The sequence below is a fragment of the Vibrio sp. SCSIO 43086 genome (assembly GCF_051132235.1).
GTDB classification, from domain to species: Bacteria; Pseudomonadota; Gammaproteobacteria; order Enterobacterales; family Vibrionaceae; genus Vibrio; species Vibrio diabolicus.
The window spans coordinates 1114625-1130569 of sequence record NZ_CP072677.1 but is presented as its reverse complement, the minus strand read 5'-3'; the positions used below and the strand labels follow the sequence as shown (position 1 = coordinate 1130569).

The window sequence follows — 15945 nt, the reverse complement described above, 5'->3', positions numbered from 1 at the left end:
CGATGTTCGAAAGTTTTACTTCGCCAGCTAAGCTTCGCCATAAAGGCATTATGGGGATGAACAAACGTAACCACAGTTATATCGGCCGTTACAATGATCGTTCTAAGTACCCATTAGTTGATGACAAGCTCAAGACTAAAATCATTGCGCAGGCAGCAGGGGCGACAGTCCCTGCCCTGATCGGCGTTATTCATAACCAAGCAGAAGTAAAGACAATCCATAGAATGGTGCAAGATTGGCCTGGTTTTGTTATCAAGCCCGCTCAAGGTAGTGGTGGTAAGGGTATTTTGGTTATTACCTCGCATAAAGATGGGGTCTATACCAAACCTTCCGGCTCTACAATTGGTAAGGATGAAGTTGAACGTCATATCAGTAATGCGCTTGCTGGCCTTTTCTCTCTTGGTGGTAAAAACGACGTCGCAGTCGTTGAGAACCTGATTAAGTTTGATGATTGTTTCGATGGCTTCAGTTATGAAGGCGTGCCTGATGTTCGAATCATCGTATTTAAAGGCTACCCTGTTATGGCAATGATGCGCTGTTCTACGGCGGCGTCGGACGGTAAAGCAAACCTCCACCAAGGCGCTGTGGGCGTGGGCATTGATATCGCCACAGGTAAAGCAATCCGAGCGGTGCAATTCGACCATCCAGTCACCCACCATCCGGATACCGGCAAAGACCTTTCTACCCTCCAAGTCCCGCATTGGGAGCGCTTGCTGGAACTGGCGTCTAGTGCGTGGGAGATGACAGGGTTGGGATACATGGGTACGGATATGGTGCTGGATAAAGAGGAAGGACCTATGGTTTTAGAGCTCAACGCTCGTCCTGGCTTGGCAATCCAAATCGCCAATGGTGCAGGCTTGCTTCCTCGTTTGAAACACATAGAGAGCCTCGGCACACCTGCCGAGTATCCAAAGCCGATTGAACGTGTCGCCTACGCAGCAGAGCAGTTTGGGGTAAAACCACAGTTCTAATCGCCAATCACAATATCATTCGCCAGTAATTGTTCGGATTGCTGGCGTTTTTGTTTCCGTTTCCAAAACCGTCTACAACCGTCTACCTACTCATCTTATTAAACAAACCCATCTCACCTATAACTTGAATCAATGATCGAGCTAACAGAATCAACATAGATCGTTTCTTTTCTCCTTTAACTTTTGAGTATGATGAGGTCTCCCCTTACTCAACTTGAGAGGTTGAGAAATGCTAACAAAAGAAACAGATAACGATGAACCAGAGCTTGAAGAACAAGAGAGCTTAGACCAGCATTTACAACGCTTGTCTGAGCTTTCTGTCCAAGCACTTGAAGAGCTTGCTGAAATGATCGATATCAGAGACGATATTTCAGAGGAATAAAACTTAGCCTCCCCGCTAAGTTCTATTAATAAGCCGAGACTGTCGTCCTACAGTCTCGGCTTATTTTATACGCTTTGAAGCCTCCAGCTAACAAATACAAAAACGCCCGCAATAAATGCGGGCGTTTCACTAGATTTGGAGTTTACGATTCAAACTCTTCGATCATCTCTTGCGCTTCGGTCTTAGGCTTATCCGTTTGACCAAAACCTCGTAGACCAACTACGTGTACGTGCTCATGGTCTTTAAACACCTTACGCACCAACTTGTAGGTAGTACCTTTCTCTGGGCTGATGTTTTCTGGTGCCGCGATAAGAAGCTGCATATCCAGACGGTCACACAATTCGAACAATGTCGCGATCGATTTCGCATCCAGACGCGCTGCTTCATCCAAGAAGAGTAAACGACAAGGCACAATGTCTTTGCTGCGTAGACGACGAGACTCTTCTTCCCAGCTTTGCACTACCATCAGTAGGATTGACTGACCGGTACCGATCGCTTCACCTGTCGATAGTGCGCCAGACTCAGCCTGTAGCCAGCCATCTGTACCACGGTTCACTTCTACACTTAGCTCTAGGTAGTTACGGTAATCCAGTAGCTCTTCACCCAGAACCTGAGGAGAACGTTGACCCATATCGATATGTGGGTTCACACGTTGGAACAGTTTCGCCATTGCTTCAGAGAAGGTAAAGCGAGTCGATTCGAACAGATCTTTATGCTGCTCTTGTTGTGTCGCTAGACCGTTCAGTAGCACTTCGTGACTTTCGCGAATTTTCACGTTTAGACGTACGCCCTTGACCTGACCGAACGAGATGTTCGACAAGCCTTGGTTCAGCATACGAATACGGTTTTGCTCACGCTGAATCGTCTTCTTGATGATGCTCGCTACCGACTCAGAGCTGATCGCTAGGCGGTTTTCACGTTGCGTTAGCTCTTCCGTTAGACGCGCCAGTTCCACTTCCATCTCTTCGATTGCTTCAACTGGGTCATCAGTACGGATGATATCCTGACGAATACGCTCACGAAGGTGTTGGTATACCGCAATGTAGAACAGAACTTTACGCTCTGGGCGAGCGTTGTCTTCAGACAAACGGAGTGCATCACGCAAGTCATCATTGTTTGCAACAGCAAGACGCAGCGCACCCAATGATTTATCCGACATGGAACGCAATTCATCTGCCGACATATACGCCAGTTCACGTTTGTGTAGACGACGCTCAACATCGTTTTCACGCGCTAAGCGAAGTACTGAACACCAACCCGCTTTCGCTGCAACGACAAATTTGCGCAGCTCTGCGTATTCTTTCTGCACTTTCTTCAGACGTTTCGCTAAGCCTTTCATCTCAAGCTCGGTCGACGTTATCGTGCGCTCGTATTCACTCTTACGACTACGTGAAGTATGTAAGCGTTCGTGCAGCTCGTCACGACGGCGCATTGCACGCTCTTCCGCACCTTCGTCGGCATTTACGCCATACTCTTGCAGCTCTTGTTTGAACTCTTGTACGGTTTCTTGCTTAGCTTGATGCGAACTCTTCAAAGACGCCAATACTTGGTTGTATTGGTTCATTTGTCCTTGTGCTTGCTTCAACTCTTCACGAGAACGAGTACGAGTCTGTTCAGCTTGAACCAACTTCGCTTTTAGCTGCTCGCTCAGTTCGCTGCTCTTGTTCAATAGGTCTACTGAATCTGAGTAAGCGAAGTAGTGACGACGTTCAACCAGATCCGAGAGTGCAAAGATTTGCTTCTTAAGATCTTGTAACTGTTCATCTGCCGCTTTGTATTCTGCTTCTAGTGCATCAAATTGCTCTGGGTCAGCATCAAGCGCAGACGCAATATTCTCTAGTTGCGCGACGGCTTTTGCATGGTTGTTTAAGAAGTTTTTCGCCTCTGCAAGCTGAGCGATTTTCTCTTCTAGCTCATCAAAACGCGCTTGCAATGATTCATCTTCAACAAGCACCATGTGTGATGATAACTTGTCCAGAGAAGACAGTGCTTGCTTACTAGTTTGAAGCTGAGAGCGTTGCTGCTGCTCTTTTGCATCCAGATCCGCCAGCACGCGAGCGATTTGGTTACGCTTATCACGAATGGTTGCGAGTGCTTGTTCTGGATCGGCGTCAAAAGCAACTTGAATATGGTTAGACACAAATTGGTTAAATGCTTGGTACAAACGCTGCATTTTCTGAGAATCAAACGCCGCTTTTGCGTGTTTCTCTACCACTTCTTCTCGTTCGTTACGCAGCAACTCAAGACGCTGCTCACGTGCTGCACGACCAAACAATGGGATCTCAGGCAAGCGAGAGTAACGCATTTGGCGATCGTTCATGCGAACACAAACCGCACCCTCTAACTCTTCTGCATCGAATGAGCTGTCATCAAAGGCATCGATGTCACCTTCAATGATGTACAAGTCCTCTGGACAGTCGTCTAGCTCTACCAGTTTCTCTTCGATACCTGACAGGTCAGAAACAACGATAGCGTGACGAGCCGGACCGTACATCGCACTGAAGTAAGGCGCATCATCAATCGTGATGTCATCGTAGATCTCAGACAGTAATACACCGCCTAAAGTATCAGCCAAACCTTTCAGGCGAGGGTCGTTTGAACCACCAGGAGAAGCAAGACGTTCAATCTCAGTGTCAAGCTGACTGCGACGCTCAGCAAGTTTATCTTTAGCTAAGGACAGCTCCCTTTCTTGCTCAAGAACAACCTGCATGTGGTTCATTACCGCATGGCGATCCTCAAGGTCTGCCCCGCTCTGCTCTCTCAGTTTCTCTAGCGCATCGTTCGCCGCAATCCAAGCTGGCGCTATCGCTTCAAACTTACTGATTTCTGCCGCCGCGTTTTGCTCTAGACGGCGCTGTTCACCACGCTGATCACGAACTTCCTCTTGAGCTATCTCTAGTGATTCGATTTGCATCGCATGACGTTCACGTTCTTGTTCAAACGTAACTTCATCGGTTAGCTCGACGTGATATTGCTTTTTGTATTCAGCAACCAGTTCACGTGCTTGACGCTGCTGGTTAAGGCTGCGTTCGAGATCACGGTGTTGTGCTCGCCATTGCTGTTCGTTTTGTGCAATTTGCTGTGATTCTCGAGCTTTAGCGATTGCCGATTTTGCGTGCTCAGAGGCTTCTTTGCGCTCAACAGGGCCAACGATGCTCTGTACAAGCTTCAATGCAGTATCAAACTGCTCTGCCGCAGCTGATGACATATCGAGCTTATGTTTCACAGACAACAACGTATTGGTATTTTCTGACTCTTTGTTTTTAAGCTCCGCCACTAACGCTTGTGCGGATTCTGCCGTTAGGCTGTCATCGCCAAGTAGCTGCTTCGCTTTCTCCAGCGCTTGAACTGCTTGTTGATATTGAAGGGCGCGAGTTTGCTGAACGTCAAGAGCTTGCTGGTAATCAGCAAGTTGCGTCTTAAGGCTATCCACCTCTTCTTCTGCAACGGTAGCTTGCTCTTCAGCCATCATCACGCGTTCTTGCGCTTCTTCCACTACCATCATTTGTTCTTCAAGACGCTCGCTCAGCTCTTCAAGATCTTCTTGGTAGCGTTCGATCTTCTCTTGCTGACGCAGCGCGTTTTGCACCAGTTGCAAGTGATCAGAAGCCGCTTGGTAGTCTTGCTCTAAAGAAGATTCTGACTCGATCAGCAGTTCCAGCTCTTCTTGAACGCGGTTAAGCAGATTGTTTTGCTCAATCAAGGTCTCGCGAGAACCAAATAACTCTGAACGCAAAGACAATGTCTGTTCTAGTTTTTTACGACGCTCGTTGGCATGGCGCATATAGTCAGCTGCCACATAGTTGGTCGACTCTGTAATCAAGTGTTTGAACAAGTCACGGTCTGCTTGCGTAGTTTTGATCGCTTCTAGCGTCATGCGGTTTTCACGCAGCGCCGATTCCATATCTTGGAACGCTTTCTTCACGCCGCCGTTTTGTGGCAGAAGGTAGTCACGTAGCGAGCGCGTAATCGCACTTGAAATACCACCGTAAAGCGATGCTTCGATCAGGCGGTAGAATTTAGAGCGGTCACCAGAGTTACGCAGTTTCTTCGGAATCACACCGAATTCAAACATTTGTGCGTGGTAATCCACGATAGAAGAGAACGCTTTGAACTGAACGCCTTCAAATTCCGCGATCGATTCTTTTACTTCGTTGATTTGACGTACACGAGCTTGAGTCGCAGATACGCTTTCAACCAAAATATCTGTTGGTTTTACATGGCTTGGAAGGCCTTGAATAACAAACGGTTTGATGTCTACTTTCTTATCACGACCCGCAACTTGCTGCAGTTTTACTGCAAACAATAGGCGTTGGTTACGTGAGTTCACCACGTCCAGCGCCGCGTAACACGCGCCCGGTTGTAGCTTACCGTACAAACCTTTGTCGCGAGACGATTGGCTGCTGCCCGCTTCGGTTGTGTTACGGAAGTGCAGTAGCGTTTGGTCAGGAATCAATGCGGTGATGAACGCCGCCATTGTGGTTGATTTACCTGCACCGTTACCACCTGATAGCGTGGTGACCAGACCATCGATGTCAAAAGTACGGGCAAAGAAGCCGTTCCAGTTGACCATGGTCAGCGATTGGTATTTACCGCGTTCAATCATGCTCATGCTTCACCCTCTTCTGTTGTTTCTTCTTGGGCTTGGTCGTCTTGATCTTCTTCAGACAATAGGCTGCCTTGGCTTGGCTCTTTGGTGTGCACTACCGCTTCACCATCACGGATCAGGCGTAGCTGCGCTTCACGCATATCATCGCCAATACGTACATCGGCACCAAAGCGGAATACCGCTTCACTGATGCTGAATTTACCGGTTTCACCGATGTTGATGATCATGCCTAGACGACGCAGACGACGAAGTGACGTACGTACTTTTTCAAACAGCTTTTCTTTATCAAGGTCAGAACCGGTAGCACGGTTCGTCACTAGCTTCATCAGCTTATTTTCATCTGCTAGTGCAAGCAGTTCGTCGTACAGCTCTTGGTTAGTGAAGATACCTTCGTGCGCAAGACGCTCTGGGCTTAGGTAAAGGAAACACAGTACCTTACCCACCAGCATATCCAGCTCAGAAAGCACACTGCGGCCAATCAGAGACGTTGAACGAGGACGAAGATAGAAGAAACCTTCTGGCGCTTTTACCAATTCAGTGTTGTAGCGTTGGTAGAAAGAAGAAAGCTCAAGTTCGAAGTCCGATAACAACGCGTGGTTATCCAGATCTTCACTTGAGATATGACGCCCTGCTCGAAGCATGCTGTCTAGCGCTGGGAACAGAGGGTTAGAAATTGCTTTTGCCAGTTTATCTGACATGTATTCATTAGTATCGGTCGATGACATTCGCTTGTACCTTTGCCCCAAATTCGTTGATTGCTTTCCAGTCCGGTTGAATCGCTTGGTAATCCGATTCTGAATACCCCAGACGTACGGCTTGATCAACGATAATGCGAGCTAAATCAAAATGATGAGTGTAAGGATGCTGTGCAAGGTAATCTCGCAATACCACACTCAAGTCGATTGGCGTGCCTTGATCTTTATGCGCTTTTAGCATGTCACCAATTCGTTCAGACAACTCATCATTGACTTGTTGAAACTCTTCGTATTCTACTTCCATCGGAACTTGACCCGTTACCTCGTCATCACGCAGTACTAGAGCCTCATCACGAAGGTCAGAAAGCCTTTCCGCATCTGCATAAGTCAGATACCAAGGCGCATCGAAGTAATCTTTGACGGATTGACGCAGACGCGAGCTAAACGCACGGTTCTTATCCATATCAATTGCAGTACGGATGAACTTGTGCACATGTCGGTCGTAGCCAATCCAAAGGTCGATCGCTTGCTGGCCCCAGCTTGTGATTCGGTCCAGCTTCATTTGCAGACCAAACAACGCTTCTTCGATGAACTCTAGCTCAGGATCGCCGTAAACAATTTCTTGAATATCTAGGATCTGAGTTTGCAGTTCATCACTGGCGGCTTGCAGCGTATCTTGAAGTTCACGCAACGTGCTCGACGTTTCTGACAGTAGCGCTTCACAGTTGTTGATCGCTTCACGCCAGTCTTTGTTAAGCAGATCAGCAATCTGTTGTTTTACAGACTGTTGCTGCTCATCCATCACACGTTGGTTAAGATCGATTTGATCGAAGATCTCGCCTACAGAATATTTTAAAACTCCGTATACGTTTTTCTTCCAGTGGCCCGGTGTGCCACCTTTTTGTGCTGCCTCAATCGCTTTCGCCATTTCATCTGCCACCATAGACAGTTGAATAGAAAGGCGCAGTTTCGAGAACTCACGATGACGCACATAGTAATCGGTAATTCCTATCGCTAAAGGCGACAAGCGGTAAATGCTCGCTCCGTCGGTAATCTCACTGACAAAACGGCTAATAAGGCGCTGCTTGACCATCTCGTTGATGGCGTTGTTCGCACGAAAAGCGGAGGCTTCGCCAGTCTCATCAAATAATCGAGTGACGATGGCAAACGCATCATGCAATTCACCTTCACCCAATTCTTCATCGAACCTTTCATTACTCAGTACGGCAATGGCTATCAAGAATGCCAATCGCTCTGTGGTCAGGTTCAACGAGAAATCGTGCTGCTTAACCCAGCCAACCAACTCATCGATTGGTTGCTCTGCAGCATTGAGAGTCATCTCACTCATTGTTATTCCTGTTTATCGTTCTTTTTAGCCCACACATGAATGTAGCGGCCTAATGAGAGGTATGGCTCTTGTCGACAAAGTTGTTTTTCTAGCGCCAACACATCTTCAAACTCGTAATCGCCCATGTATTGCATATTGCCTATGTAATCACTAAATGAGCGGATACCAGATTTACCACAAATACTAAAGCCTGAATCTTCTATCCATTGGTAGACTTCTTCAGGTTTTAAGCCTTTTTGCGGCTGTAGTTTAAATCTTTTTCGGTGAGGCATGCCGTCTAATATATGAGGAATGTTGCCACAAACCACGTTTTTATAGACTAAACCATGGTGGTTATAGAACATCACTGATGCGATGCCTCCCGGTTTTACTTGTTCTAGTACCGTTTCAAGTGCGGCCTTAGGATCGACCAACCACTCCATGACGGCGTGAAACATAACAAGATCCACCTGTTCATCCATATGCTCACCAATGGATTGGACAGGCGAATGAATCAGGCGATACTGCTCAAGCAAACCGTTTTTTTCAATATCCTGCTTAGCCAACTGCAGCATTTCCGAAGATAGATCACATAAAGCGATTCGATGTCCGAGCTTAGCAAGCTTTTGCGACATTTGTGCCAAACCACCACCAGCATCCAACACCTCTAGGGGTTGCTGGTCAGCATCTAATTCACTTAGAATCTGTAGAAAATCTTCCCACACAATGATTTGGCGGATCTCCCCTTTGTCGGAGCCGTAAATATTTTTTGCAAATTTGTGGGCGATATCGTCGAAATTGCGGTCTTCTGTCACTTCTGCTGAGTTATCATAACGGATTGTGCCGCTATTCTGGCACAAGGAAAGCAGGAATAAAGAGGGGTACCCTCATTTTTATTATCAATTGATGTTTTTTCGGACTATTTATGTATGTTTGAGCTGAAAAAAGTAGTGTCAGCCTTGCTTATGCCACTTCCGGCATTGCTGCTGATAGGCTTGTTGGGTCTTGCTCTCATTAGTTTTACCACAAAACGTAAAACTGGCTGCTTCGTTGTTCTATTCTCTTTTGTTGGCATTTTTCTTGTTGCCTTCCAACCTGTTTCAACCAAGCTTCTTATGCCATTAGAGCGAGAGCATAAAGCCTTTTTGCCAGTTTCTGGCACCATCGACTACGTGATGGTTTTAGGGAATGGTCATGTTATCGATGACGAAATTCCACCCACCTCGCAGTTAAGCCGTGCAGCATTAATGCGCTTAACTGAAGGCATTCGTATTTTAAGAATGTATCCAGGTGCTAAATTAATTTTGTCTGGCTATGCTGGCGGTTCTGAAATTAGCCATGCGAGAATGATGGCGAACGTTGCCCTTGCGTTGGGAGTCGCGAAATCCGATATCATTTTATTAGAAGATGCGAAAGATACGTGGGAAGAGGCGCGTCAAGCGGCTGCATTCGTTCAACAAAAGGAGATTGTGTTAGTCACTTCTGCGAGCCACATGAGCCGTGCATTGTATGAGTTCAACGCAGCAGGCATTAAACCAATCCCAGCCCCGACCAACTTCTTAGCTATTAGCGAAATCAGTCAACCTTGGGATAAATACTCACCTAAAGCGCGTTACTTAGAACAAACGGAGCTTTATTGGCATGAGTACTTGGGCAGCATTTGGCAAAGATTGCGTGATACTGTCGGCCAAACACCAATGGTTGAAGCAAAGTAGTACTATCTTGAAACCACAAAAAAGGAGAGCCGAAGCTCTCCTTTTTCTTTTTAAGACTTAGGTTTGTTCAGTTTAATCACCAGCAAACATATAGCCTTCGCCGTGCACCGTCACAAAAATTTGCGGGTTCTTTGGATCAAACTCCATTTTTGCGCGCATACGTCGAATAAGAACATCAATAGTACGATCATTGGGAGCATCAACTCGGTGGCTGATCATATTCAAAATACGCTCGCGACTTAACACCTGGTTAGGGTAAGACGATAACGCCACCAAAAGTTCGTATTCTGCTTTGGTCAATTTTACGGGTTCGCCGTTACGGCTCAGCGCACGACGTTGAATGTCGAATGTCCACTCTCCAAAACGTACAATATGTTCTTCACTGGTTTCGTTCGCTTTCGCGCTACCGCTACGCGCTGCTGAAATACGCCACAGCAAGTTTTTAACGCGAACCAACAATTCCCTCAGTTCAAAAGGTTTTGTAACATAATCGTCAGCGCCCATTTCTAGGCCTACGATTTTATCAATGCTATCCGTGCGTCCTGTTACTAATATGATACCAATATCCGATTGGCTACGTAATTCACGAGTAAGCATCAGGCCGTCTTCACCCGGCAGGTTGATATCCAGCATGATCAGGTCTACATCGCCCGCTTGCAGGACCTCACGCATTTCTGCGCCACTCTCTGCTTCGCTGACTTGGTAACCCTCATTTTGGAAATATCCCGCAAGCTTACTACGAGTTACAACATCATCTTCTACGACTAATACGTGATAGCTCATTTACACCACTTTTCTGTCTTCTTATTATCCAAGACGTATTCTATTCATAACTAGTAACATTTCTAGTCATAGATACATTAAAAAGCAAGATTTAGCGTTTTTATTGATTCAAAACAAGCTTACCCATCGCTATTAATAAACGTTAATTTTTGACCATAAAACATAATAATTATAGTTACTGCTATTCATTTTAATTGATTACACTTAGGGGATATCCCTAATTGACTTTGTGATGCACAACTTGAAGCATCATTCAGGAGCCCAAAATGCAAGAAGTGAAAGCTTTTAATGAAAAACGCGCTGAAATTTACTGGTGGTTTTCGAGCTTGTTCGCAAAAGAACTAACAGAGAAAGAGCTGGAAGCCTACCACAGTGTTGAAATTCGCAGTTTTCTAGCAGGTTTAGGTGAAAATGAGTCGCTGAAACCAGCTGTTGATAGCCTCGTTGATGCGCTAAACCGATTGCAAGATCGTGAAGACGCTCAATTGGAGCTTGCTGCTGACTTTTGTGAACTGTTTTTGAAGACAGAAAAATACGGCGCTCTTCCTTACGCATCGATGTACATCGGTGAATCAGGTTTGCTGAATGACAAGCCAGCCGAGGAAATGGAAAAGTTGATGGCAGAATTTGGCGTTCAAGTAGATGAAAATCTAAAAGAGCCTGCGGACCACTTAGCCGTTGAACTCGACTTTCTCGGCAACATGATTATCCGCTCAAACGAACTTGAGCAAGAAAAACACATGGAAGAAGCCTTCGTTAAACAAAACGACTTTATCCAGCAACAGTTGATGTCTTGGCTACCTCAGTTTGCAGACAAATGTAAACAATTCGACGAATTTGGGTTCTACTCGAGCGTCGCGAAACTATTAGTTGCATTTTGTAAACTAGACAGCGCTTACCTTCTTGGGGAATAATTGCCGCCTATTTTTTAAGGAGCCCGCCTATCGGGCTTCCTGTATACCTGAAATAACTGAATGTAAGTAAGTTGGGTATATTATTCGTTTGCCTTAACTTAGCTCAAAGACGCTTGGTTATTTAGCAGTCAAAATGTGACTTCAAATACACAAATCTCTTGCTGAAAACATTGCTAGTCAGTCCACATAGGGCTAAAATGTGAGCGCAAACGATTAAATATGATTTATATGTAAACCGCTGAAATATAGCGGTTTTTGTGTTTTTTAACAGGTTGATGGCAATTTCTCATCAGATAGAAAAAAGATAAAATTCATCGACCGATGCTGCTACGTACCCTTTTGTCGTACTTGGACCAACCGCTGCCGAAACACTTAGCGCCAACCTTAGATTGCTGGGTGTAAAACCATTAGAGCATCAGGTACATCCAACACGACATATTTCAGTAGCTCGATACAGGACACCATTTATGGCCACTATAAAAGACGTTGCTCGCTTAGCCGGCGTTTCCACTACGACAGTTTCGCACGTTATCAATAAAACGCGTTTCGTTGCAGAAGCAACGCAAGAAAAAGTAATGAAAGCCGTGGACGAGTTGAATTACGCGCCAAGTGCGGTTGCACGCAGCCTAAAGTGCAACTCAACTCGTACGATTGGCATGTTAGTAACGCAGTCAACAAACCTATTCTTCTCAGAAGTGATTGACGGGGTTGAGAGCTACTGTTACCGCCAAGGCTACACTCTGATTCTGTGTAATACGGGTGGGATTTACGAAAAACAACGCGATTACATCCGTATGCTGGCTGAAAAACGTGTTGATGGCATCCTAGTGATGTGTTCTGACTTAACCGAAGAGCTTAAAGAGATGCTTGACCGTCATGCCGACATTCCTAAAGTGGTCATGGATTGGGGTCCAGAAAGCTCACAAGCGGACAAGATCATGGATAACTCAGAAGAAGGTGGCTACATCGCAACCAAACATCTGATCGACAATGGCCATACTGATATTGCTTGTCTAAGCGGTCATTTTGAAAAACTTGCTTGCCAAGAGCGCATTGCAGGTTTCCGTCGCGCGATGAGCGAAGCAAACCTAGCTGTAAATGAAGATTGGATCCTTGAAGGTAACTTTGAATGTGATACGGCCGTATTAGTCGCAGATAAAATTACAGCAATGGACAAACGTCCGACAGCGGTATTCTGTTTTAACGACACAATGGCTCTGGGCCTAATGAGCCGCCTACAACAAAATGGTATCAAAGTTCCTGATGATATTTCAGTGATCGGCTACGACAACATCGAGCTTGCGGAATACTTCTCTCCACCGTTAACAACTATCCACCAACCTAAACGTCGTGTGGGTAAAAATGCGTTCGAGATCCTACTTGAGCGAATCAAAGATAAAGAACACGAAAAGCGAATTTTCGAAATGCAACCTGAGCTTGTAATTCGAAACACCGTGAAGAAAATGAACTAAAATTCGCCAAATATAACGATGTCAAATAAGCGCTCTAAAAGGGCGCTTATTTTTTACCTCTAAATAACTTTTCCCTGACTTAGGTTTGTTAGGCAAAAAATCCCGAATCTCTAAGTCTCTGTTTTATATGTAGGTAAATCACACTCCCTCACAACCTCGAGATCATCCCGCCTTATTCTCAAATATGCACAAACATGCGCTTGTCGACACTTTTTATTGAACCAAAATCACACTTTTACGGGTAAAACGTGATGTTAATTCAATATACGAAGTATGCTCATTCTGTCACGCACAGGGCAAACCATTCGAAAGGGTGGGACGCAAAGCCTCCGGCCTGAACCATAGTACTATATGGAAGGTAGCGGGGTTACCGATGGCAAGTGTGCAAGCGATGACTTTACCCTGTAATGACATTGCTTTTGCGCATGTTTGCTACTCTCTCGGACCTGACTTTTGGTGGCGTAATATTAATTACACCGAGATAACAAAACATGGATAAACCGATACTCAAAGACTCTATGAAGCTATTTGAGGCACTTGGTAATATCAAGTCGCGCTCAATGTTTGGTGGCTTCGGACTATTCGCTGATGAAACAATGTTTGCACTAGTTGTAAATAATCAGCTTCATATAAGAGCAGACCAACAAACTTCATCTGACTTCGAGAAACAAGGGCTAAAGCCTTACGTTTATAAAAAACGTGGCTTCCCAGTCGTTACTAAGTACTACGCAATTTCCAACGATTTATGGGAGTCTAGCGAACGCTTAATCGAAGTAGCTAACCAATCGTTGAAAAAGGCAAAGCTTGAAAAAGAACAGCAAGCAACTACAAAGCCTAATCGCTTAAAAGATTTGCCTAACTTACGACTGGCTACTGAACGCATGCTAAAAAAAGCAGGCATTGAGTCAGTAGAAAAACTGGAAGAGGAAGGTGCACTTAACGCTTATAAAGCGATAAGAGATACGCACTCTGCAACCGTCAACATTGAACTGTTATGGGCACTAGAAGGGGCTATTAACGGTACTCATTGGAGCGTTGTACCTCAAGCTCGCCGAGATGAGTTGATGAATGGCCTCCAATAAAAGTCGGCCTTAAAAACTATCTTGTAAAACCGCAGTCTAATCTGCGGTTTTTTTGTGAAATTTTTTCGACTTTCCTTCTGTCTTATTACATATATCCCAAATTGGAATCATAAATATGAATAAGAAACTGATATTAGGCCTAATCCTGGTCGCGATCATTATCTTTTTAGGCGTTAACTTTAGTCAGTATTTAACGTTGGAAAATGCAAAAGCCCAACAAGAAGCGCTGACCACATACATCGATCAGAACTTTGTTTTTTCGGCAGCTATTTACTTTTTTGCCTACATTGCAATTACCGCTTTTTCTATTCCTGGGGCTGCTGTGGTTACATTACTTGGTGCGGCTCTATTTGGTTTTTGGACGAGCTTATTACTGGTTTCTTTCGCCAGTACTATGGGTGCAACGCTAGCATTTTTAAGCAGCCGATATTTGCTGCGTGACTGGGTACAAAACAAGTTTGGCAATAAGTTAATCGCAATTAACCAAGGTGTAGAAAAGGACGGTGCATTTTATCTATTTTCCTTGCGTCTCATTCCGGTATTCCCTTTCTTTCTTATCAACTTGTTGATGGGCTTAACGCCAATGTCTGTAGGTCGATTTTACCTTACTAGCCAAGTAGGTATGTTGCCAGGCACTGCAGTTTACTTAAACGCCGGTACTCAGTTAGCAACAATTGAAAGCCTGTCAGGCATTATTTCACCTGCGGTATTGGCCTCTTTTGCGTTACTGGGGCTGTTTCCAATCATCACTAAATGGGTTATGAATAAAGTAAGGCCAACACCGAGTCAGCAAAACTCATAATTAGTAAGTGGACGTCTTTAATGAAAATATTCATTGCTAAAAACCCAGCAGAAGCGCATATCGTGTGCGAATTATTGAAAACCGAGCAAGTCTACTGTGAAGTCCGCGGAGAAGGTATTTTCGGTTTAAAAGGAGAGCTGCCGTTTAGTGATGATACCGATCCTTATGTCTGGCTTTTTGACGCCAAACAACAAGTAAAAGCAGAAGGAATAGTACAAGCCTACCGCAAACAATCCGATGGAAATGAGTATCAAGATTGGCAGTGCCCGAAGTGCCATGAGGTAAACGAGGGGCAGTTTGGTGCTTGTTGGCAATGTGGACATCAAATAGGGGAGCCTTAATAACTCCCCTACTCCTACTCAATCGATTTATTCAGCGCTAAGCAGAAACCGTTTGCTGCTTAATAAATTCGATGGAATGTTGATTGAAATCTTCAGGGCGCTCAACATTACAAACATGACCACAGTTTGGGATCTCTCGTAAAACACTAAGCTTATGCGCCGCAACCATTTCTTTAACAGGCTTAATAAACATGTAATCTCTGTCGCCCATTAAATAGAGTGTGGGAATGGGTAACTCTCGATCTTTAAAATACTTCATTAAAGGATTTACATCAGCAGCAAGAATAAACCAACGTTTAAATTCTTTTTGGCAAAGCTTCTTGGCCTCACGAATAAAAAGATGGCGAGACTCTCGCTGGCTTCTCTGTGGCATAACAATGTACGCAAAAAGTTTGTAGAGCCACATGTACGGCAGAATGTGCTTACAAAAATTACCTAATTTAACCAATATTTGAGAACGAGTATTGAGCCTTGTGACAGCGCCACCGAGTACCATTGAACGCACGCGTTCCGCTGATAATTCAGCAAGGTTTCGAACAATAATGGTACCAAGTGACATACCGACAAAATGAGCGGATTGGATCTTTAAATGGTCCAATACTTTCAAAATATCTTGGGTAACTTCAGTAAAGGTATAACGGCTGGCAATGAGCTCTTTAAGTAACTGATTTGACTTTCCATGACCTCTTAAATCGATCAGCAATAAGTTAAAGTGTTGCTTGTAAGCTTTGATTTGCTTGAACCAGATAGAAGAGCTACCGCCAGCACCATGCACAAATACAACCCACTCATGACTAGTAGGGTGCAAATAGGTTTTATGAAAAAGTAGCGGCTGGGTCATATTCAAGTATC

14 protein-coding genes and 1 riboswitch are annotated in these 15945 nt (G+C 44.9%); of the genes, 8 read left to right on the top strand and 6 right to left on the bottom strand.

From position 1 onward, the window contains the following. The first annotated feature begins 2 nt into the window (after positions 1–2). Together J8Z23_RS05245 and J8Z23_RS05240 are read left to right on the top strand one after the other, a co-directional pair. Complete coding sequence (locus J8Z23_RS05245) at positions 3–971, top strand: alpha-L-glutamate ligase-like protein (RefSeq protein ID WP_006742116.1); 969 nt, start codon at positions 3–5, stop codon at positions 969–971. Positions 972–1200: 229 nt separating this feature from the next. Further along, positions 1201–1353 carry a hypothetical protein gene (locus tag J8Z23_RS05240; protein WP_005390736.1) on the top strand — a complete coding sequence of 51 codons (153 nt, stop codon included), beginning with the start codon at positions 1201–1203 and terminating at the stop codon, positions 1351–1353. 142 nt (positions 1354–1495) lie between these two features. Here J8Z23_RS05240 and mukB read toward each other — a convergent pair whose 3' ends face one another. Genes mukB through cmoM form a run of 4 tightly spaced genes read right to left on the bottom strand, consistent with a single transcriptional unit; the run spans position 1496 to position 8799 of the window. Then, a complete protein-coding gene (gene mukB / locus J8Z23_RS05235; protein ID WP_048626528.1) occupies positions 1496–5959 on the bottom strand; it encodes a chromosome partition protein MukB in 4464 nt (1487 codons plus the stop codon). A gap of 2 nt (positions 5960–5961) precedes the next feature. Then, positions 5962–6687: a chromosome partition protein MukE gene (gene mukE, locus J8Z23_RS05230; protein ID WP_006742118.1), complete on the bottom strand. Its 726-nt coding sequence runs from the start codon at positions 6685–6687 to the stop codon at positions 5962–5964. Next, complete coding sequence (gene mukF, locus J8Z23_RS05225; RefSeq protein WP_048626187.1) at positions 6668–8005, bottom strand: chromosome partition protein MukF; 1338 nt, start codon at positions 8003–8005, stop codon at positions 6668–6670. Before mukF ends, mukE begins: the two co-directional genes overlap by 20 nt. A 2-nt stretch (positions 8006–8007) precedes the next feature. After that, a complete protein-coding gene (gene cmoM, locus J8Z23_RS05220; protein WP_012841987.1) occupies positions 8008–8799 on the bottom strand; it encodes a tRNA uridine 5-oxyacetic acid(34) methyltransferase CmoM in 792 nt (263 codons plus the stop codon). Positions 8800–8913: 114 nt separating this feature from the next. Between cmoM and elyC the strand changes: the two genes are divergently transcribed. Then, positions 8914–9699, top strand: coding sequence for an envelope biogenesis factor ElyC (gene elyC / locus J8Z23_RS05215; RefSeq protein ID WP_006742121.1), 786 nt, complete (start codon positions 8914–8916; stop codon positions 9697–9699). A gap of 72 nt (positions 9700–9771) precedes the next feature. Here the strand turns inward: elyC and torR are convergent, their stop codons facing one another. Then, entirely contained in the window at positions 9772–10482 is a 711-nt protein-coding gene (gene torR, locus J8Z23_RS05210) for a two-component system response regulator TorR (protein WP_005390726.1), read from the bottom strand. 266 nt (positions 10483–10748) lie between these two features. On the opposite strand from torR, the gene torD reads away from it, so the two are divergent. The 5 genes from torD to J8Z23_RS05185 all read left to right on the top strand — a co-directional run bounded on the left by torD (position 10749) and on the right by J8Z23_RS05185 (position 15093). Continuing rightward, positions 10749–11396 carry a molecular chaperone TorD gene (gene torD / locus J8Z23_RS05205; protein ID WP_006742122.1) on the top strand — a complete coding sequence of 216 codons (648 nt, stop codon included), beginning with the start codon at positions 10749–10751 and terminating at the stop codon, positions 11394–11396. A 467-nt stretch (positions 11397–11863) separates the two neighbouring features. Next, positions 11864–12868 (top strand): HTH-type transcriptional repressor PurR, encoded by a 1005-nt coding sequence (gene purR / locus J8Z23_RS05200; RefSeq protein WP_053807169.1) that lies wholly within the window; start codon positions 11864–11866, stop codon positions 12866–12868. A 285-nt stretch (positions 12869–13153) separates the two neighbouring features. Next, positions 13154–13243: riboswitch (cyclic di-GMP riboswitch) on the top strand. Positions 13244–13359: 116 nt separating this feature from the next. Next, positions 13360–13950, top strand: a complete 591-nt coding sequence (locus J8Z23_RS05195; protein ID WP_005390721.1) for a TfoX/Sxy family DNA transformation protein — start codon at positions 13360–13362, stop codon at positions 13948–13950. Between the two features lie 115 nt (positions 13951–14065). Further along, on the top strand, positions 14066–14752 hold the full coding sequence (locus tag J8Z23_RS05190) for a TVP38/TMEM64 family protein (RefSeq protein ID WP_046874737.1): 687 nt from the start codon (positions 14066–14068) through the stop codon (positions 14750–14752). A gap of 20 nt (positions 14753–14772) precedes the next feature. Beyond that, complete coding sequence (locus J8Z23_RS05185; RefSeq protein ID WP_005390719.1) at positions 14773–15093, top strand: hypothetical protein; 321 nt, start codon at positions 14773–14775, stop codon at positions 15091–15093. Between the two features lie 37 nt (positions 15094–15130). Here the strand turns inward: J8Z23_RS05185 and J8Z23_RS05180 are convergent, their stop codons facing one another. Further along, complete coding sequence (locus J8Z23_RS05180) at positions 15131–15934, bottom strand: alpha/beta fold hydrolase (protein WP_006742124.1); 804 nt, start codon at positions 15932–15934, stop codon at positions 15131–15133. Positions 15935–15945: the final 11 nt, after the last annotated feature.

Bases quoted from the DNA above. Each gene is read 5' to 3' on its own strand.
- mukE (WP_006742118.1), bottom strand. From the start codon at position 6,687: ATGTCATCGACCGATACTAATGAATACATGTCAGATAAACTGGCAAAA.
- J8Z23_RS05195 (WP_005390721.1), top strand. From the start codon at position 13,360: ATGGATAAACCGATACTCAAAGACTCTATGAAGCTATTTGAGGCACTT.
- torR (WP_005390726.1), bottom strand. From the start codon at position 10,482: ATGAGCTATCACGTATTAGTCGTAGAAGATGATGTTGTAACTCGTAGT.
- J8Z23_RS05180 (WP_006742124.1), bottom strand. From the start codon at position 15,934: ATGACCCAGCCGCTACTTTTTCATAAAACCTATTTGCACCCTACTAGT.
- J8Z23_RS05190 (WP_046874737.1), top strand. From the start codon at position 14,066: ATGAATAAGAAACTGATATTAGGCCTAATCCTGGTCGCGATCATTATC.
- elyC (WP_006742121.1), top strand. From the start codon at position 8,914: ATGTTTGAGCTGAAAAAAGTAGTGTCAGCCTTGCTTATGCCACTTCCG.
- torD (WP_006742122.1), top strand. From the start codon at position 10,749: ATGCAAGAAGTGAAAGCTTTTAATGAAAAACGCGCTGAAATTTACTGG.
- J8Z23_RS05185 (WP_005390719.1), top strand. From the start codon at position 14,773: ATGAAAATATTCATTGCTAAAAACCCAGCAGAAGCGCATATCGTGTGC.
- mukB (WP_048626528.1), bottom strand. From the start codon at position 5,959: ATGATTGAACGCGGTAAATACCAATCGCTGACCATGGTCAACTGGAAC.
- J8Z23_RS05245 (WP_006742116.1), top strand. From the start codon at position 3: ATGTTCGAAAGTTTTACTTCGCCAGCTAAGCTTCGCCATAAAGGCATT.
- J8Z23_RS05240 (WP_005390736.1), top strand. From the start codon at position 1,201: ATGCTAACAAAAGAAACAGATAACGATGAACCAGAGCTTGAAGAACAA.
- purR (WP_053807169.1), top strand. From the start codon at position 11,864: ATGGCCACTATAAAAGACGTTGCTCGCTTAGCCGGCGTTTCCACTACG.
- mukF (WP_048626187.1), bottom strand. From the start codon at position 8,005: ATGAGTGAGATGACTCTCAATGCTGCAGAGCAACCAATCGATGAGTTG.